This is a genomic window from Aquimarina sp. AU119 (genome assembly GCF_900312735.1).
GTDB classification, from domain to species: Bacteria; Bacteroidota; Bacteroidia; order Flavobacteriales; family Flavobacteriaceae; genus Aquimarina; species Aquimarina algiphila.
This window is the reverse complement of the sequence record NZ_OMPF01000014.1, coordinates 552,376-574,118: the sequence shown is the minus strand read 5'-3', so window position 1 is coordinate 574,118 and position 21,743 is coordinate 552,376. Positions and strand designations below refer to the sequence as shown.

Here is a 21,743-nt window from a genome sequence, read left to right as displayed (position 1 = left end):
CCATCGGTAACATTTATTGTTTTTGTAGCAGAAGCTGTATCTCCTGCAGCATTTGTCACCGTAAGTGTTACTGTTACTTGTCCTAATGTGGTGTATGTAGTAGAAGCGGTTGCTGTAGTAGCTACTTCTCCATTACCAAAATCCCAATTATACGTTAGTACACCTCCTGCAGGATCTGATGATCCCGAAGCATCAAAACTAACAGCTAATGGAGCAACACCTGTCTCTGCACTTGCTGTAAATGAAGCAACAGGACTTCCGTCAGTCACAGTTATTGTCGTGGTCTTGGTTCCTGTCTTACTTCCGTCACTAACCGTTAATATAGCTGTATATTCTCCAATGGCAGCATATAAATGATCTACTGTTATCCCTGTACCTGTTGTACCATCTCCAAAATCCCAAGCATAGGTTAGAGTATCTCCATTTGCATCGGTAGAAGCTGTAGCATCAAAACTAACATTAACTGTAGCTATTCCTGTTGTAGGAGTAGCTGTAAAATCAGCAACTGGTGCAATATTACCATCTGAGACTACAATATCTTTGGTCACAGGAGTAGAAATGTTAGTACCATCACTTACAGTAAGTGTTACTGTATAGGTCTTAATCTCTGTAAATGTTACTTTAGGTGTTGCTAATGTCGATGTTTCTCCATTACCAAAATCCCAACTATATGTAATTGCGTCTCCATTTGGATCTGAAGATGCACTAGCATCAAAACTAACCTCTAATGGTGAAACTCCTGTCTCTGGAGTAGCTGTAAATGATGCCGTGGGTGTTTCTCCACCGTTTGGTTCTTTACCTCCAGTAAGTACCCCATCTACATAGATAGGAATATTCTCAGAAATTTTAAGATTATTGTTTAATCCTGCATATGAAAAATCATTTGACGCATCCCAAGCTGATACTGGCGCATCATTAGGCAAAGAAACTCTTAATTGAATTTCACTTCTATATTCTCCCTGACCTCCTGGGAAAGGCATTTTGTCTTTGTCAACTTCTATTTCAGCAAAATAGATATTACTACCAGCATCCCAAACTTGTAAACCTGTTGTTGTAGTTGAACCTGCTCCACGTGCCGTAAGCGTATAATCACTAGCTGTAAAACCAGCAGCTACTCCTTCAGAAATATCTACAAAATATCTTGCTGTTAATTTATTTGCAACTCTTGCTGGCCAAGCAGAACGGTTATTCAACCAAATTGCAACCTCAGTAAAACGAGCTTGATCATTATTAATTTTTGCCTCATTAATGAATTCTACACCTGCTTTTTCTGGTTGTGGAAAGTTTGGTAATGGTGTACCTCCAAATTCCATAACCATTCTTGCCAACACTCCTTGATAGCAAGCATTATAATCGGTAGCAACTTCATTTGCCTGGAAATCATCTCTATCTTCTACAAATACATCATTTGCAGCCATAGGTCCTCCCATTAAAGCTCCCCACATTGTATGTCTAGATTCTACTGGATTGGCAGAACTTCTTGACCAACTTGCATGTTGACCTCTATGATGTGGTTTTGTTGGTGGATTTACACCAAAACCTGTAACTAAACTTCTATTATTAGGGTTATCACCTAATGCATATTTTACCTGAGCTACTGCAAAATCGTGATATTGTTTTTTCTTAGGTGTAGCTACATTGTCACTATATATTAATGCCGTTAAGGAAGCATTCATTGCATGACGTAAAGATCCCCATTGCGTCAAGTGTGCCTGACCACCTGGAGAATAACTAACTCCGCCACCTTTTTGCCACCAGTCTAAATGACGTTCTGCATCTGCTTTGTATTTTTCTTTTCCGGTGATAATTGATAATAAGACCATATTACCATAAGATTTATCTTCCCAAACAAGACTCCATAAAAAATCTGGCTGTGCATATTCTGCTTCTGCCTTATCTAAATATTTTTGTTCTCCTGTAGCTTTATAAAGCCAAAGTGCACCCCAAGCTAATTCATCTTTAAAATTACCTGAAGAATATGTTCCTGTAGCTGGAATTCCTCCATCTTCATTATATAATCCTCTATAGGTATCACCAAACTCATATAATTCTTTTGCATGTCTAAGCAATGTTGCACTATATGCAGGATCGCTATCTTTAAAAATGATACTAGCTGAAGCCAATGCTGCTGCTGTTTCACAAGCAACTTCTGTACCTGGTTTGGTAGTTGTTAACGCATAAGATTTACGTTGACCATACATTGGATGTACATCAACCATTTCTGCTGGCATCCAAAAGTTATGATCTTGTGATTTACTATCGGCTACCTGAGCATAAAAAACATTAGGTGATGGGTGGCATTTTATAAAGTAATCTGTTACCCATTTAACATTTCTTTTAAAATGTTCTGTCTGTTTTGCGGCGTCATAACCATCTTTATATTCTAAAAACCCCCAATTAAGTGCGGTCACAGAAAATGCCATTGGAAATCCAAATTTAACATGATCTCCTGCATCATTCCATCCTCCAGTAAGGTCAAGACCTACATCTTTACCATCATTGATTCCAGAATCTGATCGCCAACTAATTCTGTTCCAATCAGGTAAAATACCCGATTGTTGTGTTTCGTAAAATAGGAGAGACTTTTGCAAGGCTTCCCCATAATTAAATTGTGCAGTCATTGTACTACATACTAAGCAGAACAATAACATTACACCCGATCTCATAAAGTTTTTCATAATGTTTAGGGTTTTAATTTTAGTGTTTTTTGTTGGTTTTTTTCTAACAGCTGATTTGTGTAACAAACGGCATTTCCAGAAGGAATAGTTATTGACTTGCTATTTGCTATAAGGTTTTTTTTACTCATAAGTATCAATTGGGTTTTAAGGTTTTTTTATTTAGTTTTTCTATAAATTCTAATTGTTATTCTTATTTATATAAAGAATAGAATTAAGGATGTATGTGTAGAAGTGTTTATAGGAGTTATAGTTTGTGTCATATTTAAATAACAACTAAAGCGTACTTTTTACTTTTAAAAAAGTCAGTTTTTTTATTAAAGTGACTAATAATGCTAGAAAGAAGAAGAAGAATTGAGTGTATATTACTCTATTACAAACATCTACTATTTAAAAAAATTAGATTATTTATTAAATCCGCTCTAGTTCTTTAAAAAGAGAAAGGTTTAAAAAACCTCTCTCTTTCTTTAGATTAAAAATTATCTATTTAACGATCACTTTGCTCTGTGTTCTTTGATTTGATATGACGTCAAATGTTTCTAATATATATATTCCCGATTCTAATCCTTCAATAGGTATTTGAGCTTGTAATTGTTGCTCTTTGCTTTTGAATTGTTGAGTTTTAACAACATTGCCCGTTAAATTGAATAATCTTATCACAACATCGGTCATAGCATCACTTTTCTTAGCTTTATTACTATTAATAGATACATTGATAACATTTACCGCAGGATTAGGAGTTATCATAACATTAGACTCAGGACCCGATAACACTAGAGTATTAGAACCATTACCACAATCAGGAGCTGTAGCAGAAGAACTAAAATAAATAGTAAATCCTCCTGATTTTGAAACTAATACAAAATTTCCTGTATCTATAGTTGCCCAATACTCTCCATCTAATCCTGTAAATCCAGAATCTGTAATTGTAATTGATGGTTCGGCAGCATTAAAATTCTGAGTGATTTTTGGTAAAAAATTATTCCACCAGCTAGGTATACCATTACTTGTATTCATTGAAAACTGCCATAATCCATTATTAGCTAAATCCCAATTGATGGTAAAATTGGTAACATTACTCAAATCAGGACCACCGGTTCCTAAAACATAAATATTTGTATAAGAAACATTAGCAATTGTTGGTAATGGATTTGATAAAGGAGCTCCGAAATTACAACTTATACTACCATCTGTAACGGTAATTGTTTTTGTCTCTGTATCAATATCTCCTGCAGCATTTGTTACTGTAAGTGTTACTGTAAACTGTCCTTCTGTAGTATAAGTAGTAGAAGCGGTTGCAGTAGTTGCAGTTTCTCCGTTTCCTAAATCCCAGCTATAACTAAGCGTACCTCCGGCAGGATCTAAAGACCCTGACCCATCAAAAGTTACAGCTAAAGGAGCAACTCCTGATTCGGCACTTGCTGTAAATGATGCAATCGGACTACCATCAGTAACATTTATGGTTTCTGTTGCTATATCTGTTTTACTTCCATCGCTTACTGTTAGTGTTACCGTGTAATTACCTACTAAAGCATAGATATGGGTTGCAGTGACTCCAACACTTGTGTTTCCGTCTCCAAAATCCCAAGTATAAGTAAGTGTATCACCATTTGCATCAGTAGATGACGATGCATCAAAACTAACCGTTACCGGAGCAATACCTGTTGTTGGTGTAGCCGTAAAATTGGCAATTGGTGCAATGTTACCATCAGACACTACAATATCCTTAGTAAATGGTGAAGAAACATTAGTGCCGTCACTTACTGTAAGACTTACTGTATATGTCTTAATCTCTGTAAATGTAACTGTTGGAGTTGCTAATGTTGAGGTTTGACCATTACCAAAATCCCAAGTGTAAGTAAGTGTATCACCATTTGGATCTGAAGATGCAGAGGCATCAAAAGATACTTCTAAGGGTGCAGTCCCTGATTCTGGAGTAGCTGTAAAGGAAGCAGTAGGAGTATTCCCTCCATCTATTTCTGAACCAAATACCAATACCCCATTATCATATACAGGAATATTAACACTTTCTACTGCTCCGCTGCTTAGTCCTTGTGCAGACCAATCATTAGCAGTATCATAAGGAACTCCATTAGCAACTCTTATATTGATTTGAGTTTCAGTTCTAAATGCGGGGTCTCCTATAGGTGCAATTGACGGTAGATTTGTTATTTCTGCATAATAAACACTTCCTCCAGCGGGTTTAACCGTCATTGTAGCATTACCACCAATACCATTAAGCGTAATATCATAATCAGCAATAGTTTTTCCTGCCGCAATACCTTCGGAAATATCAAAATAATACCTGTAACTTAACTTGTCTGTTACTCTTGCAGGCCAAGCTGTTCTATTTTGTATAATTATACTAATCGTAGATCCAAATGCATTATTGCTATTAAATTTTGAAAACGAACGAATTTCGGCTCTAGTAGGCACTTCATCAACTGGAAAGTCAGGAAGTGGATTTCCTCCAAATTTTCCATACATCCTAGCCAAGACACCTGTGATACATGCATTATAATCACAAGCAACTTCGTTAGCCACAAATTCTCCTCTATCGTCTACAAAATTATCATTATCCGGCTCTTTGGGGCCTCCTACTACTGCTCCATATAGGATATGACTTGCTGCAGTTGGTGGACCACTATCACTATTTGTCCAATTTCCACTATTTCCTCTGTGATGAGGATCATTAGCAGGATTATTTCCGAAGCCATTCATAAAACTTCTATTAATAGGATTATCCCCTAACGCATAGTCTACCATTCTTTTAGCAAAACCTGTATATCTAGCTTGCTTAACTGGATCTGTAGTTACTTTATCTCCATAAATCAAGGCCAATAAAGATTGATTAGATGCATATCTAACGGTACCCCATTGTCTAAGGTGTGGAAGCCCTCCAGGTGTTGTAGGAACTGATTCTCCATTTACATTATGAGCAAAGTAATCCAAGTTACGTTCAATATCTTGGACATATCTATCTTTTCCTGTTATCTGTGCTAATAATAAATAGCATCCATAAGCTTTATCATCCCAAGAGAAGGCTTCTTTATATTTTGAGGTGGTACTTTGTCCCTCTTTCTGTAAATTGTCATATTCTGCTTCTGCTTTTGTTAAATATTTTGGATCATTTGTAGCTTTATACATCCAAATTGCTCCCCAGACTATTTCATCGTTGTAGCTACTAAACGATCTATAAAAACCTGCTGCATCTGTTATAGAGTTTGAATATTCATCTCTATACGTATCTGCAAAATCATATAGTTGTTTCGCATGTTCTATTAAAGTTGCGCTATACGCAGGATCGTCTGCTTTTATTAATATACTCATTGCTGCCATTGCAGCTGCAGTCTCTGCGGCAAGATCAGAACCTGGATTAGCAGCATCAATTTTATATGATGGGCGTTCTCTAGGATATACTTCTGGTGATCCCCACCATCCATGATCTATTCCACCATTACCAACCTGGCCATATAGCTCATTTGGAGCAGTATGACATTTTATAAAATAATCTGTAACAAAACGCAGGTTTCTTTTAAGAATATCTAATTGCCCACTGTTTTGATATGCATCATTAAATTCGATACCTCCCCAAGCCAAAGCTGTAACACTAAATGCCATTGGGAAATTAAATTTTACATGATCTCCTGCATCAAACCAGCCTCCATTAAGGTCTAATCCAACATCAGATCCATCCTCTGTGGTAGAATCTCCCCTCCAGCTTACTCGGTTCCAACTTGGTAACTTTCCCGATTGTTGAACTTCATAAAAGAAAAGCGATTTCTGCAAGGCTTCTCCATAATTAAATTGTGCACTCATTGTACTACATAAAAAGTAGAAAAATAGCAATACACCTGATCTCATAATGTTTTTCATAATGTTTGGTGTTTTAATTTTGGTATGTTTTGTTGGTCTTTTCTAACAACTGATTTGTGTGATAAACAGAATCCAGAATCGGACTAGTTGTTTTCTTACTGTTTGTTTTAACTTTTTTTACTATCATACTTACTATATAGGTTTTAAGGGTTATGATCAAATTTTTACAAAAATTTTAATTTGTTGGTCTTATCTTCTAAAAAATTAGAATTGATTATATATCTGTAGAAGTGTTATATTTAAAGAACAACTATAGCGTCGTTTTTACTTTAAAAAAGTAAACTCTATCTATTTTTGTCTTATGAAAGGAATAGTAATATTATTCCCTATAGACATTAAATAACAGAGATTTTTCAAGTATTTCTCTATGATTAAATTGTTCTGCTAGTTTTTCTTTCATATCACACAATAGAAGAATAATGTGTGATTTTATACTATTTTTCATAGCTATTAGGGTTTTAAGAGTTTAGCTTACGTATTTATGGTTATAAATCTTTTAATATTAGTAATGAACTATCAATCAAATACGATATTGGTAGCGTATTTAATTTCTATAGTCCCTAATCACATTTCTAATTTTTGAAATGTGGGATCATTTCCAATTTTTAAATAGTTTAATTGTGTGTTTCAGAAGTCACACATCAAGCATAGAATGTAGAACTATGCTCATATTTCAAGGAGTCTTTCATAAATTATTTTAGGGTTTTAAGATTATATTCTATAACAAACTTTATTTTAATTCCAACCTTGGTTTGAAGGAAATAAATTCTGCTTGGCAACACGTCTATATTTTAAAGAGTTACTAATCAATGATGTATAGACACTTTTTTAACACTAAAAATTAAACATTCTCATTTTTGCGTTATTTTTTATGGTTATAAGGCAAAATATAGCCTTGCAGAATATAGAATATCTGAGTAAGAAAATTGGTTTTCATAAGTATGGGGTTACATCTAAGTTTTGTTTTTCTACATGGGTTTACACTCTTAATCTTTTTAAGAAATTAAGTTTCAATTCAAATTAGACGAATGAAAAGAGTTCCTGTTAAATTTATTTGATGGTATCTTAATTTTTGCCATTAAGAAGATATTTCTGTATTTGATTTTAGTATTCTTAAAATCATAAATGACCTTATGAATGAGTAAAATGTTTTTTGCATTTCTTGTTAAGTTTTAATTTGTGTGATTTAGGGAAATGAAAACAAAACGTTTTTTGTTTTCAACTTTTATCTACTGGCTTTGAACATTCTATAATTTATAAAAATTTTGATTATAGCCCCAGACGAGTACATTAATATTTAATGTCCTTCCAGCTTTGTCCAGGGCCATACTCTGACAATGCGTCGGTTTTAAAGAGTACATATCATGTTAAAATCATACAGTCTTTCTCTATAAAATATTGTAACATAATTATTAAAGTAAAGTATACTCTAAATGTATGTATTAAAGCAGATCTAAGTCTTGCTATTAGATGATATGGTTTTCATATAGTGAGTTTGTGTAAAACGATTTGTTATAGGTTATAAGTATTATGTTATATTGTTTTGTTAGCATAGAATAGAATAATCTTTTATATTTAAATTGGAATTCAAAAATACTCCTATGCGATGTAAAATTTGATTTTACAATAGGGTACATTAAGGGTACATGGTTAAAAAAAAGAATACATAAAGCGTACTATTTTTATTTTGGTGCGTTGTAGTTAAAAGACGTATAACAAACCCCTAAAACCAAAGTGACCTACCTAACCAACAGAATAGTAATCATTTGTGTTATATTTCTCTATAATACAATACATTCTCAGGATTCTATACCTTCTATTCACCAAATCAGATATATTGATAGCTTATCAGAAATTGCCAAAAAAGATCTTATAGGAAATGGAGATTTATTAAAGAAGTTGTTAACCCTATCAAGGGAGGTTAATTATCCCAAAGGAGAATTACAAAATCTGGTTAATCTCGGAATTTATTATACTAACAACTCTATGATTGACAGCGCTAATGTTGTCTATGAAAAAGGAGAGAATTTAATTAAAAAGCATCAGGATCTAGAATTCATACTCCCTCATATTTATAATAATAAAGCTAATATTTTAACACATCAGGCATTTCATTATCAAGCTTTAAAATATTATCACAAGACACTTGAAATTAATTTAAGACAAAAGGATAGGAAAACGGCAATAATTACTAAAATGAACATTCTTAATTGCCATCTAAAATTAGGAGAACCTGATAAAGTCTTGGCATATTCTAAAGAATTATTAGAAAATAGGGATGTAATTGAACAAGAAGGTCTGCGATATCGTCTATATTCGAGTTTAGCACTAGCTCATTTTGATAAAAAAGAATATGGAAAAGCAATCAATTGGTGGAATGCAAATCTTGAAAGTATTCAAAATTCTGATAAAAAAGGGGAAATTAGTTATATAATGACTTCTATTGCTGATGCATATAGAAGTCTGGGGAATCATGAAATTGCACTTGAAAAATCTATTGAAGCTAAAAAGATTATTCATAATAAGCCCGAATTAAGTTCTTATGCCGCTATAAATTCATTGGTCTTAGGAAAAATCTATAACTCATTAGACAATCCCAAAGAAGCCATTATTCATTTTAATAATGCAATTTTACAAAACCCAGATGATCCAATGGATATTGCATTTGCTTATGAAAGCCTAGGTGCTATTTATAAGAAAACAAATAACTGGAAAGCTTCATCTAACTATTATCAAAAATATGGATCCTTGATTGATAGCCTTTACAACAAAAGAAATGAAGATATTTCTAAAATATCCGAAGGAAAAATACAATTGATAGAAGAAGAATATAAAAATGAACTCTTAACCAGGGATAATGATATTCTAAGCTATAAAAATGAAAAACAAAGACTGTATATAATTTCTCTTTATATTGGTTTATTTAGCTTCTTGTTATTTTTATTATCCTTTGCGCTTTATAAAAAATATCACAGAAGCGAAAAACAAATCGAACTCCTTAAAGAAAATGAAAAAAACATTTTAGAAAAACACATACAGAGTAAAGAAGAGGAGTTTTTGGCTACGATGATATCGGTTAATGAAAAACTAAATAAACTCTCTACTATTAAAAAGTACTTATCTTCTGCCATAAAATATAACAACCATGATGAAATTCTTGAAGCAGAAAAAAGATTAAGTCAATTTATTTCATCTACCTCTGATCTTGGTATTCTAAAAAATCGAATCGAATCGCAATACCCAGGTATTACAGCTCAAATCAATGCTCATTACCCTGATCTGTCAACAAATGATATAAGGCATTGTTTATTGATAAAACTAAATCTATCCATAAAAGAATCTGCTCAACTATTAGGAGTATCTGTACACGCAGTAAAAATGGCTAGAAAAAGAGTGAAGAAAAAAATCAGTATTCCCGAAGATGTTTCATTAAAAGAACATCTCAGGGATATTGTAGAAGCAACAGTTTGATTATATAGTTACTTAAAAAACGATCCCCGGGTAACTACTCCCAGGGATCTGAATTGAAACTTAATTGTATTTAACACAAACTCAACCTATACTAATTATAATAGTTTCAATTGTAAAGTATGATATTGAAGAGTACCGTCTTTTGAATTTTAATCAAATAAATAAACGTTCTTAGTATTCTTTTGATTACTTTATATATACTAATTTAGTGGTCATACCTTCCTCTCAAATATCTTTTAGGCGTTCTCTTTTAGCATTATAATTTGATCTCATTACTCTCCTCCGAAAGTAAATAACAATCCAATATTTATGGTAAAATTACTGATCGAAGCATCACCCACTTTACCCGCATTTAGATAAGCTGCGTTCATATTCAGAACACCATACTTGAAACCAAGTGCCGGACGAATTGCAAAGTTAGATGTGCTTCCTGCAACTACCTGATCTCCCATAGTATTGGATTCTATTTCTATCGATCCTATAGAAGAAATACCTAATCCTAGACTACCATAAGGCCTAAATCCTTCTTTTCTAAAGAAGTATCGACCATTTACAAGGTAACTGCCTATAGCTAATGCTCCAAAGGATACATTTTGCCCATTTATAGTTTGATCACCTCCTACCAAAAAATCTCCTTGATATAAGATAGAGACATCAATATCTTGGGTGACACCATATCCTAATTCAAAGTGTGCAGAAACGCCACCATCTAAGAAATCAGAAGCATCTCCCAAAGGAAGAGCATAACCAAGACCAAAACCAAGTTTAACTTGTGCATTTGTAGCTGTTATACCTAATAAAATAACTGCAGCTAGTAATAAAAATTTTCTCATAATTAAAATATTAATTTATTGTTTGAACTCCTATATACAAACTATCAGACAAAAAAGGAGCTATAATGCCTGACAAAATTTAATGCGTTAAAAACAGATTTTTATGTGATTTTTTTTTCGGGTTTTAATATGATATACCACCATTTTTTTGATTACCAAACTTTTCTAAATCACTCATGAATAATTATTTAAAAACCAATAATTGATTCATGTTCTGGCTTAGAATTGATAGAAATAGGGTTATCATCTTATTAACTCAAAAACAATTTATACACTAGTTAACCATAAACTTGGTACTTGTTGTATTACCATTCGTATCTATTGTCTTTACTGTATATATTCCTGATACAAATTTTTGATTTACTAATAAATGATTCGTAGATTTTCGCTCTCCAAAGGTTTTGTTGTATACATTTTGACCAGTCATATTGTAAATTAAGACCTCTGATATTTTTTGTCCATTAAAATGAATTGTAAATGATCCATTATTAGGGACTGGAGTGATAAGAATATTACTAGGATCTGTTTTACTAATAGTTGGTTTATTATCTATTTTTTTGCTGTTGGAAATAGGAACCAATTCCCATTCTGTGGCTCCTTCGTCTCCTCTCCAATTGCCTGTATTTATTACTTCTCCATTGTCAATCGCTGTCAAATATCCTCTTACTTCATCTTTGCTTAAAAATCGGTAAGTGTTATAACCAACCTTGATAGCTTTCCACTCTCTTCGAGGAGCTGGAATCTTAAGTAGTTCTTCTGCCTCGTAAGATATACTATTATGTAGTGAAGATGCTGCCACCAAAGGCCCTCGGTCTTTCTTATCATTATCTATAAAAAAATACCCCGGGGTAGAAGGGATCAAGTTCCAGTGTGTATCATTATCATCTGCTTCATTATTTCCTTGTTTTACCACTGTATTTGGATCTGCATCCAGGTACTTTTTAGTTTTTACGTTAATAAAATGATAGGTGCCAGATACCTCTTTTTCAAGCCCTATTTCAAAGTCATGGGAGGCATTACATCTATTGATGCCAGCAAAAGTAGCTGTGTAGATTCCAAATTGATCTTTCTGAACATTTGGAATAGTAATACACCTTCCTACATCACTAAAACCATTTGGGCCTGTCCAGGTCCAAGTTCCTTCACTCTCGGTAAACGCACATAATAATACATACCCTCCAATTTCAATTTCAGCGTAATCATCATTTCTAGCTGTATTATTAGTAATACCGTGTTTGTCATATACTGTAGGACTAATAGAACAACTCTCTGTCTTCTCTATTTCTTCAATATAAATGTTTCTAAAAGCTAGATTCTTTAATTCAGATTGCAATGTTATAAATCCAGAAGTTATAGCTTTTCCATTTTTAAAAACGTTCCCTTGATTAATCAAAAATCCGTTTAGATATACAGAAATAAGATCTTCTTCACATCTTATGGTCATTGTATTCCATTCTTTATGAAAATACTCTATGATATCTTTAGGATCACCACGTCTTGGTAATTGTTCCTCTCTTGTTCTTCCATTTCCATACTTACCTTTATTAAGGTAGCCGGGCCTAGCTTTTATATCCATTCCCTTTCTAAGAAGATCTCCTGCTTCACCCTTTTTAAGCTGTACTTCTATAGAGTTTGGAAATCCTCCATTATCTTGATCAAAATTATTTTCTCCATAAATCCAGATACCACTGTTACCATCTTGATCACCACTCCCGGGTGTTAACCATTTATATTCTAAAGTTAATTCATAATTACTATAGGGTTTTGCTGTACGCATACCACTTTGGCGGTCATACCATGTGCCTCCTGTAGCATGTAATTCTCCGTCAGGTTGGATTTTCCAAAACTCATCTCGGTTTCCTTTTCCGTCTTTAAAACCAAAATCCCAACCATCAAAGGTTCCTTTCCATAATTGTTCTTGGGCAGTAACACTGGTTAAACTTAATAGTGCTATTACTAAATAATTTATAAAGTACTTTTTTTTCATTTTTATATTATTTTGATAATCTGTGAAACTATTATTATTCTCTTTTTTTTATTTCATAAATCACCGAGGTGGTTTATGAAATAAAATGTATTCTTTGAATTAAGGATTTTTTGCATATTCGTTTACAATACACAAACGACTATGATAAGGCTTTTAGAAAGTCACTTTCTAAAAGCCTTTAGTTGTCAAAACTCATTAAGATCTATAAAAAATAGGCCTAATTCGTTTTTGATCTGGAGGCAAAAAAAAGTCTTAGTCTATTTTCAATTTTATTGATTCTATACTTTAGAAAACTAGTAAGAGTTTGTCAGTAGGTCAGAACTAGAAATACATTTTATACAACTAAAAAAGATAAAGTGATCCATTTAATCTATAATCGAATCTAAATCAGGGATTTCATCAAAAACACCTTGCTGAACACGTATTTCTTCTCCATCATCACTAATAGCAATAAACTCAAATGTTCCTGAAATTTTAGAATTACTATATGCAGTAATTGTAATCGTTAAAGATCCCATTTTTCCAATTCCTAAATTTCCATTTGTAGCATTATATCGTTTCCCTCCTATAATATAATGACCTGTTATTATATCTTCGGTATCCATATCATACGTTATTGGAAAGGTTGTTGGTATTGGGAAAAATAAACCTGCTATTTCCTCTTCTGTATTTCCTAAAGTAAGAACCCCATTATTAAAAGAGTTCGCTTGTGTAAATACTTTTTCAACAGAACCAATTTTTAAAGTTGCTCTTCCAAAAGATATAGCAGATGAATCGTCATCTTTACTGCATGAGGAAAGAACAGAAACGATAACAAAAAGTAAAAGAAATTTTTTCATAGTAGTTGTATTTTAAGAGTAGTTGCTAGAACTAGAAACCCTAGTTTTTTAATATATAATGTAGTTTCCTGAAATATCTGACAACCCAGGTGAATCACTTTTATCACAAGGAATTAATTGCGTTGAAGCAACAGTAGCTAGAAATAATAGGTAAAATTGTTTAATCATTTTTTGTCGGTTTTATAAAGTTTTAATTTATTATTCAGCAAAGATGATAGGTGTTTTAATATCATCAAAAAACAAGATTCGATCGGTTTTGTAATAGGAATAAGTGGTTTACAGGAGTGTTTTCGAGTGATTAGACAACCAGGTCAAATTTCATAAAACAAGGAAAATCAAACAGATATCGTTTCAAAGACTCAATTTCTTTTTTTTTGTTTTATCAGGTATTAGTGGTCGTTTTATTGGTATTAGCTTACGGTTGTTAAGTCCTATGCTTTTATTTTAGTTTTTCTTTCAACTTTTTAGTTTTCTGTAATATTTCAATCTCCTTTTTAGCGAAATTTGATTTAATAACTTTTTCTTTTTGTGAATCAAGCCACCTTATGAGCTTATCATTATAAAAATAATATCGGTTTTCGTTTATTTTAATCACCTTTGAATCTTCCATATACATTGGCATATTATAAGAATATGCCTGTGTAAAGACAAAAAATAGTTGATCGTTCCACAAGTAATACTCTTCTATTAGTTTACCCATTTCGCCGTAGTAACTTGTAATTATTTTTTTCAATTCAACGTTTTTAAAATATCCTTCAAGTTCGCCACCTTCTGTACTTTCTCCAGACAAGTCTTTTTTAACTTTTTTATAGGAATTTATATTATAATTGATGGCACCAAACTTTTCTCTGATATCAGAAATTATTTCTTGTTCTGTTTTGGGCTTTTCCTGATCTTGAGTGTTTGTAATGTGAGATGATTTGTTTTCTTTCAATGCGAGTTTTTTCTTATCTCTTACTTCAGATTTGTCCTTCTTTATTAGTTTAAGGTTGTTATTTTTTAGTATAAAGTAATCTGTTTCTGTCCATTCCCAGCTTTCTTGTTTTCTCATATTTACTCCACTTACTTTATAAAAAACAAGTATCGAATCTTTTTTGATAGTTAATTTAATTTCATCAAAACTATTTTGAATTGTTGCTGTATAAGGTGTTGTAGGGCAATTCGATTTTTCTAAATCAGATAATACTTGTTTGTCAGTCGAAAACCATTTTCTTAAAAATCCGAGGTGTTTATCAGAGCATTGGTATCCTAGTCCTAAAGCAGTAATTATTTTACAGTCTAAATTACTCCTATCATGATTTGCTTTATCATCCCACCAACACTCGTTCCCGATAAATGTCGCAACATAACCAATTGATGCTTTTTCAGGTTCAGTTATTGAATTCAAATAGTCTTTATTTATGAAAATCGAGTTGATGGAGCTATTTAATACAGAATCGTACTTCATATCTCTCCATAAGAAATTAATGGTTGTATCTTTTAATTGAAGCTTTGCAAGTTCAGTGTTTTTTGATTCTATTTTCATTTCTCGTGTCTTGGTATTTTCAAATTGCCTACAAGAGGTTAAAACGATTAACACCAATATCAAATGTGAAATTTTCATTCTTCTAAGTTTAAGTTGTCTTTTTATAATTATTTCTAAAACTAGATCTCAGGTGAATCATTATGACTCAAGCATATAATTAAGTATTTTGAAGCTATTTTGCTCAGAAATAATAAATAAAGTTGATTAATCATTTTTTGTCGTTTTTATAAATTTTTAGATTTATTATTCGGCAAAGATGATACGTGTTTTAATAGTATCAAAAAGTAGGTGTTCATTGGTTTTGTAATAGGAATAAGTGGTTTTCAAGAATGCTTTCAACTACAAAACCAGGCTTGTAAAATCTCATAAAGCAAAGGGAATCATACGAATACTATTTAATAAATTTGTTTTCCCTTTTTTTGGCTACATCTGGTATTAGTGGTCGTTTTATTGGTATTACTGAATCCAAGCAAATTTTTAAGATAATTTTTAGAGTTTATGCTTTTGATTATTTCAAAATTGAAATATTCTTGCACCCTCATGCAGAAATCACTTATTTATAGAGAATGCAAAAGAATAAACTTTATCATTTATTAGTTAGTGCACTTCTTAGCAGTATAATTAATTACGGATATGCACTACAAGAGCCCTCTCTTTTCCTACATTTAACTGCTAACGATGGGCTTTCTCAAGGCTATATATCCAGCATCATCCAAGATAAAAAGGGATTTATGTGGTTTGGAACCAAAGATGGGCTTAATCGATATGATGGATACGAATTTAAAATCTATAATTATTACTATGATGACCCCTGTAGTATACAAAATAATTTTATTACTGCTATTTCTGAAGATACTAGAGGTACACTATGGATAGGAACTTTAAATGGGTTATATAGTTTTGACCCATTTACAGAATGCTTTCAATTTTTTGAAAATAAAAATCTAAACGCACAACATACAATAAAAACTATCCATATCAATACAAAAGGAATTGTCTGGATGGGAACATCAAAAGGAGATATACTTAGGTTCAATCCTAATAAAAATAAAACCGAACGATATACGATTAGTCATGATAAAGTTATATCTCATATAAAAAGTAATAAATCTGAAAATCGTTTATACATCGAAGCTCTTAAAAATGAGGATACTAGTATTTATATTTTTGATATCCAAAAACAACAATTTGTAACCTCTTATGATACTGTTATTAACAATATTGGATATAGTCATCAAATGATTCAGGAAAATATTTATGGTGAACTATTATTATATAGAAGTAGACATGATAACAGATCCTTGGAGCAAATAAATCTTACGACTAAAGAAACTTGTGTTTTTTATAAACCAAATTGGTCAACACACAAAAAATATAAAAGGAACGATTACTTATATCATAGTGGGATTATGATACAGGATAATAATGGTGCCATATGGCAATCTACTAATTACGGATTAGAAGTTTTTGACCCCAAAAATGGCACGTTTAGCTTTTATCCGATAAAAGGAACTCAAAATTCAATTAAAGCCATTTGGATAGATCAATCAGGAATTATTTGGCTAGGAACAATGGGGTATGGAGTATTCATGCTAGCTCCGACTCTTAATAACATTGAAACCTATAAAAGAGATGAAAATAATCAAAATAGCTTAGATTTTTCTAGTATTCGTTCAATCTATGAGGATACGGATAAAAACATCTGGATAGGTGGGTACGGAGGACTTGATCTTATTGATGTCAAGAGTGGTAAATTACAACATTACGCTGATGATTTTACAACTTATTCTAAAATGGTTGGTATGGATGTCTATGAAATCTATAATGATCCAAACATATCAAAAGACATATTATGGATAAGTATACATGGTAAAGGTTTATTCTTATTAGACAAACATCAAAAAAAATTTACCAGATACCCTAAATATCTATATGGTAATAGCAATTTTATTTTTGATATCGTTCCGGAAAACAAAAACAAATTATGGATTGGGACGTCTAATGGTTTATACATTGTGGACATAACTCATAAATCTTCTAAAGTTTTTAGAACAGATGCACAAAATCCTTATAGTATTCCCTCTAACAAAATAAATACAATATACAAGGACCGAAAAGGTGTTTTTTGGGTAGGAACCGAGGGCCATGGGTTTGCTAAGTTCGACAAACGTACAGAAAAATTTATACGATATAAAGAACGATCTGATAAGAAAAATAGAATCAATTCATATTTTATCTATTCGTTTTATGAGGATAAAAAAGGAAACTTTTGGATCGCAACAAATGGGGGTGGTCTAAATCTTTTTGATCGAGATAAAGAATCATTTAAACATTATACTGTTAAGGATGGTTTACCTAATAATGTAGTATATGGAATATTAGAAGATAAGCGAGGAAATTTATGGATAAGCACTAATAAAGGACTATCTATGTTCAATCCAACACAGGAAACCTTTGTTAATTATGATAAGAGTAATGGCTTACAAGGCAATGAATTTAATGCCAATGCTTATTTTAAAAACAAAGAAGGGAAAATGTTTTTTGGAGGTACAAATGGAGTAAATGCTTTTCAACCAGAGGAAATAAAAAAAAATACCTTTATACCTCAGGTAGCCTTAACCAGGTTCAAAAAATTTAATAAAGAAATCCCCTTACACCAAGTATTTTCATCCGATGGAATGTTAGAATTGTCATATGAAGATACCGTAATTTCCTTTGACTTTTCTGCCTTGAGCTATTACAACCATCACCTTAATCAGTATGCCTATAAGCTAGAGGGGCTACATGAAGATTGGATTAATCTAGGCACTAAAAACACAATCACGCTCACTAACCTATCTGCTAAAAATTACACCCTTCGTATCAAAGCCTCTAATAATCATGGGGTATGGAATGAAGAGGGAATGGCACTTGCTATTCTTGTAAAGCCTCCATTTTGGTCGACTCCATGGTTTCTAATAACACTACTCTTATTATTCGTTGCTTTCTTATATGTAATATATTCATTTCGTATAAGGTATGTTCAACAACAAAAAAGACAACTAGAGCTAGAAGTTGACAAAAGAACCGAAGAACTTAAGGTACTTAATAATACAAAAGATCGTTTTTTTGCTATTATAGCACATGATTTAAGAGGTCCGCTTATTTCCTTTCAAGAAGTACCTTATTTAATAGATCACTTTGTTAAAAATAATGAGTTAGATAAAATTGAAGAGCTATCGCATAAAATTAAAGGTTCTTCTGTTAAATTAAACAACTTATTAGACAACCTCTTGAAATGGGCAATGGTACAACAAAATATGATCACCATTTATCCAGAAAAAATCAATTTATATCATCTGGTAAACGAATGTCTCGATCAATATATAGAAAGTATACAAAGAAATGGTATTAACGTCCTTGTTTTAATAGATGAAAATATTGACATACACGCTGATTATAATACAATCACTTCTATGGTTAGAAATTTATTGAGTAATGCTATAAAGTATACAAAGGAAAAAGGGTTGATCCAACTAAAAGCTACATATAACAATGATAAAACAATTAGATTTACAGTTCAAGATAATGGAATTGGGATGAATCGGGAGACTATAGAAAAGCTTTTTGATATTGGATCTAAAAAAAGTTATTATGGAGTAAGGGGGGAAGAAGGTAATGGTTTGGGATTAATACTTTGTAAAGAATTTGCAAAATTAAATGATTTAAAGTTAGAAGTAGAAAGCATTATGGATAAAGGATCGCAGTTTCATATAATTTTTCCTTATGCTAATAATTAATTTTCCAGAGATTTAGTAATTTCCTCTATTAAAAATCACTAATAAATTTTGTGTTTTTAGACAGATTATCAGGTTTTTCATTATTTAGGAATGATATTTGAATATGGTTTCATAAACGTCATATATCTTATAAATACAAAAAAAAACAGTATTACGTTTTGAAAGTAAATCTTAATTATTGAAATAATAAATTAGTGTTGTGAGAGTACTTATTGTTGAAGACGATGTCATTTATACAAATGCATTAGAAATTCTACTAACTGAAATGAAAATTACTTCATTCAACAGTACTGGAAATTCTGAAGAGGCTTTTCGCCTAATAAAGGCTGTTAAGCCAGATTTGATACTATTAGATATCAATTTAAAAGGAAAGTGGAGTGGAATAGAAATAGCGGAGTATATTCGTAAAGCTGATCTTCCTATTCTAGTAATTTATCTAACTTCATCAATTGATGAAGCTACATTTAACAAGGCAAAAGAAACATTACCATATTCTTATATAACCAAACCTTTAGATAAAGAAAATTTCAAAAGAACCTTTTCTTTAGCTTGTCAACATAAAAAAGAACAAGTCAATTATAAAGTCTTGAGTCACTCAGACTCTCAAATACATCAAGACTTCATTATTTTAAAAACCGATAAAACATTACAAAAAATTAATATTTCTGATATTTCTTTGATCAATGTAGAAGGAAAATACTGCTTCATAATGATTGCAAAAAAAGAAATACGGGTAAAACTTCCTTTAAAGGAACTGGTTGATAAAGTCAACTCTTCAGAATTTATCAAAGTCAATAGATCATGTCTAGTGAATATAAAAAAGATTGAAAGTTTTGATTTAAAAAAAGGGACAATACATGTTGGTCAATATACTATTCCTATCAGTAGAAGAAACAAAACAAAACTTATGCAAGCTTTGACTACATAGATCCCCATTTATCTATATAAAATCATATTTTTCGATCTTCTCTTTAAACCGCTATTAGACTTAAAACTACCTTAGTTTATCTAGCTATTGTAAAATAGTGTATATAAAAAACGATCCCCGGGTAACTACTCCCAGGGATCTGAATTGAAACTTAATTGTATTTAACACAAACTCAACTTATACTAATTATGATAGTTTCAATTTTACTGTTTATTACATTTGGTTCTATGCCCCGAATATAAGCTGTATCTTTCAAATATCTTGATGTTTTTTTGATAGTAATTAACATTTAACGATGACATAATACCTTCATAAAATCATTGCTATTAACTCACTGAAAATCAATTTTCATAGTACTTCTACTATATTTTTGATTTTTTGGTTAGCATATTCTTAACGTCTTTTCTTCAACATTCTTTCTCATGAGCTTTAGAACCATTTTAATTCATCAAATTTTGTACCACTTTTTAATAAAGTGATGCTAAAATTAAAACGATTATGCCTATACATTACCCTATTAAAAAATCATTAAAGTTTTCACAAAAATCAATGGTAAAATGTAATTTCAAATTCTGATCCCTTATATAAAAAACCTATTTTATAAAAAGAATATTCATGTATCCCATAGATAAGACACTCAATAGATAGAAAAGTTGCATAATTAAGACATATTTAACAGCTTGTATTAATTATCTAATTTATGATTACACTCTAAAACATTGTAATATGTAGTTCAAAAACAACCATAAACAAAAACCCTTTGGTAACTACTCCAAAGGGTTTTAAATTGAAACATAACTAATTGCATGTAAAACTACAAACTCAACTTATACAAATTATGACAGTCTCAATTTTTATCTTAATGTTTTTATTTTAAATTATTGTACTCTCAAAGGAGCGAGGTCAATTTCAAACCAACCAGTATTATATCAAGTACCTACAGAATAATTGTTAGATGAACTTTTCTTAACACAATCATCTGCAAAATCGGCGATAATTGCTCCAAGTCTATCATTTTCTAGAGTGTACGTTTGCGTTCTTGTTGCTTCTGTACGAGCTCCTGAAGATTCTTCAGAAATTTGGAATTTTTGGTAAGGTCATAAGAGTTCATTTTATAAATTAATAGATTTAAAAATCAATTTTGTAATCTTCAAAAAAAGCAAAGTTTATTACTCCAATGGTCTGTAGTCTAAAAATCTCCCGTGTTGGTTCCGGGAGGTTTTTAAAATTTATTCCACAGATATATCAAATGTCCAGTCAATATCTGGGTCTCCTCCTGCGTTAGTTATGTCTCCACCAGATACTCCTGCAGCATCTTTAGTAGGTTCATGTCTTAAAACAAACCTTAGCATACCATCACCTGTAGTAGCTGTTGTTGTTAATGAAAATGTTAATCCCACAGGATTTTCAGAGGTAAATTGTACTCCGCTTGCATTCTCATAATCAGATTCTTTATCGGTATAGGCCGTAGAGATGCCCAAATCATCGGTTACATAAAAAAACTGGTGTTCATCTGCTTCCTCTTCGATCTCTTCATTAACATTTTCAGCAGGGTCTTCGGTTTCGTTAAGAATACTAATGGATCCAGTATATGTGGTGCTAGCTTTTAATGGTCCACTTGCTGTTCCCGTAGGTGCAGTTGGACCATCTGCTCCATCAGCATCAAAAAAACGAAGGGTAACAGTATCTGTCCCGTCAGTAAGTGTTACTTCCATCGTAGTAATAACTTCTTCTTCACTTACTGGTGCAGGAGCATCATCATCACTCGAGCAAGATGTTAGTATCAATCCTGCTACAGAAAACACGGTTAAAAATTTACTTAAGTTCATC

The 21,743-nt window shown here is 31.9% G+C and carries 10 protein-coding genes; 3 read left to right on the top strand and 7 right to left on the bottom strand.

What is annotated here, in order from left to right; all coding sequences use genetic code 11:
• Positions 1-2,678, bottom strand: a 2,678-nt coding sequence (locus DK442_RS13285) for a glycoside hydrolase family 9 protein (RefSeq protein ID WP_235010955.1), incomplete at its 3' end; no start/stop codon positions are given.
• Positions 2,679-3,158: 480 nt separating this feature from the next.
• Complete coding sequence (locus DK442_RS13280; protein WP_109436357.1) at positions 3,159-6,551, bottom strand: glycoside hydrolase family 9 protein; 3,393 nt, start codon at positions 6,549-6,551, stop codon at positions 3,159-3,161.
• A gap of 1,734 nt (positions 6,552-8,285) precedes the next feature.
• On the opposite strand from DK442_RS13280, the gene DK442_RS13275 reads away from it, so the two are divergent.
• Positions 8,286-10,022 (top strand): lipopolysaccharide assembly protein LapB, encoded by a 1,737-nt coding sequence (locus DK442_RS13275; RefSeq protein WP_109436356.1) that lies wholly within the window; start codon positions 8,286-8,288, stop codon positions 10,020-10,022.
• A 272-nt stretch (positions 10,023-10,294) separates the two neighbouring features.
• On the opposite strand, the gene DK442_RS13270 is transcribed toward DK442_RS13275, so the two are convergent.
• The 4 genes from DK442_RS13270 to DK442_RS13255 all read right to left on the bottom strand — a co-directional run bounded on the left by DK442_RS13270 (position 10,295) and on the right by DK442_RS13255 (position 15,206).
• Positions 10,295-10,855 (bottom strand): hypothetical protein, encoded by a 561-nt coding sequence (locus tag DK442_RS13270; protein ID WP_109436355.1) that lies wholly within the window; start codon positions 10,853-10,855, stop codon positions 10,295-10,297.
• Between the two features lie 274 nt (positions 10,856-11,129).
• Positions 11,130-12,842, bottom strand: coding sequence for a family 16 glycoside hydrolase (locus DK442_RS13265; RefSeq protein ID WP_109436354.1), 1,713 nt, complete (start codon positions 12,840-12,842; stop codon positions 11,130-11,132).
• A 365-nt stretch (positions 12,843-13,207) separates the two neighbouring features.
• Positions 13,208-13,681, bottom strand: coding sequence for a DUF6252 family protein (locus tag DK442_RS13260; RefSeq protein WP_109436353.1), 474 nt, complete (start codon positions 13,679-13,681; stop codon positions 13,208-13,210).
• Between the two features lie 439 nt (positions 13,682-14,120).
• Entirely contained in the window at positions 14,121-15,206 is a 1,086-nt protein-coding gene (locus tag DK442_RS13255) for a hypothetical protein (protein WP_109436352.1), read from the bottom strand.
• Between the two features lie 566 nt (positions 15,207-15,772).
• On the opposite strand from DK442_RS13255, the gene DK442_RS13250 reads away from it, so the two are divergent.
• Both DK442_RS13250 and DK442_RS13245 read left to right on the top strand, forming a co-directional pair.
• Positions 15,773-18,985, top strand: coding sequence for a two-component regulator propeller domain-containing protein (locus DK442_RS13250; RefSeq protein WP_109436351.1), 3,213 nt, complete (start codon positions 15,773-15,775; stop codon positions 18,983-18,985).
• A 199-nt stretch (positions 18,986-19,184) separates the two neighbouring features.
• A complete protein-coding gene (locus DK442_RS13245) occupies positions 19,185-19,913 on the top strand; it encodes a LytTR family DNA-binding domain-containing protein (RefSeq protein ID WP_109436350.1) in 729 nt (242 codons plus the stop codon).
• A gap of 1,229 nt (positions 19,914-21,142) precedes the next feature.
• Here DK442_RS13245 and DK442_RS13240 read toward each other — a convergent pair.
• Complete coding sequence (locus DK442_RS13240) at positions 21,143-21,742, bottom strand: type 1 periplasmic binding fold superfamily protein (RefSeq protein WP_109436349.1); 600 nt, start codon at positions 21,740-21,742, stop codon at positions 21,143-21,145.
• Between the last annotated feature and the right edge of the window lies 1 nt (position 21,743).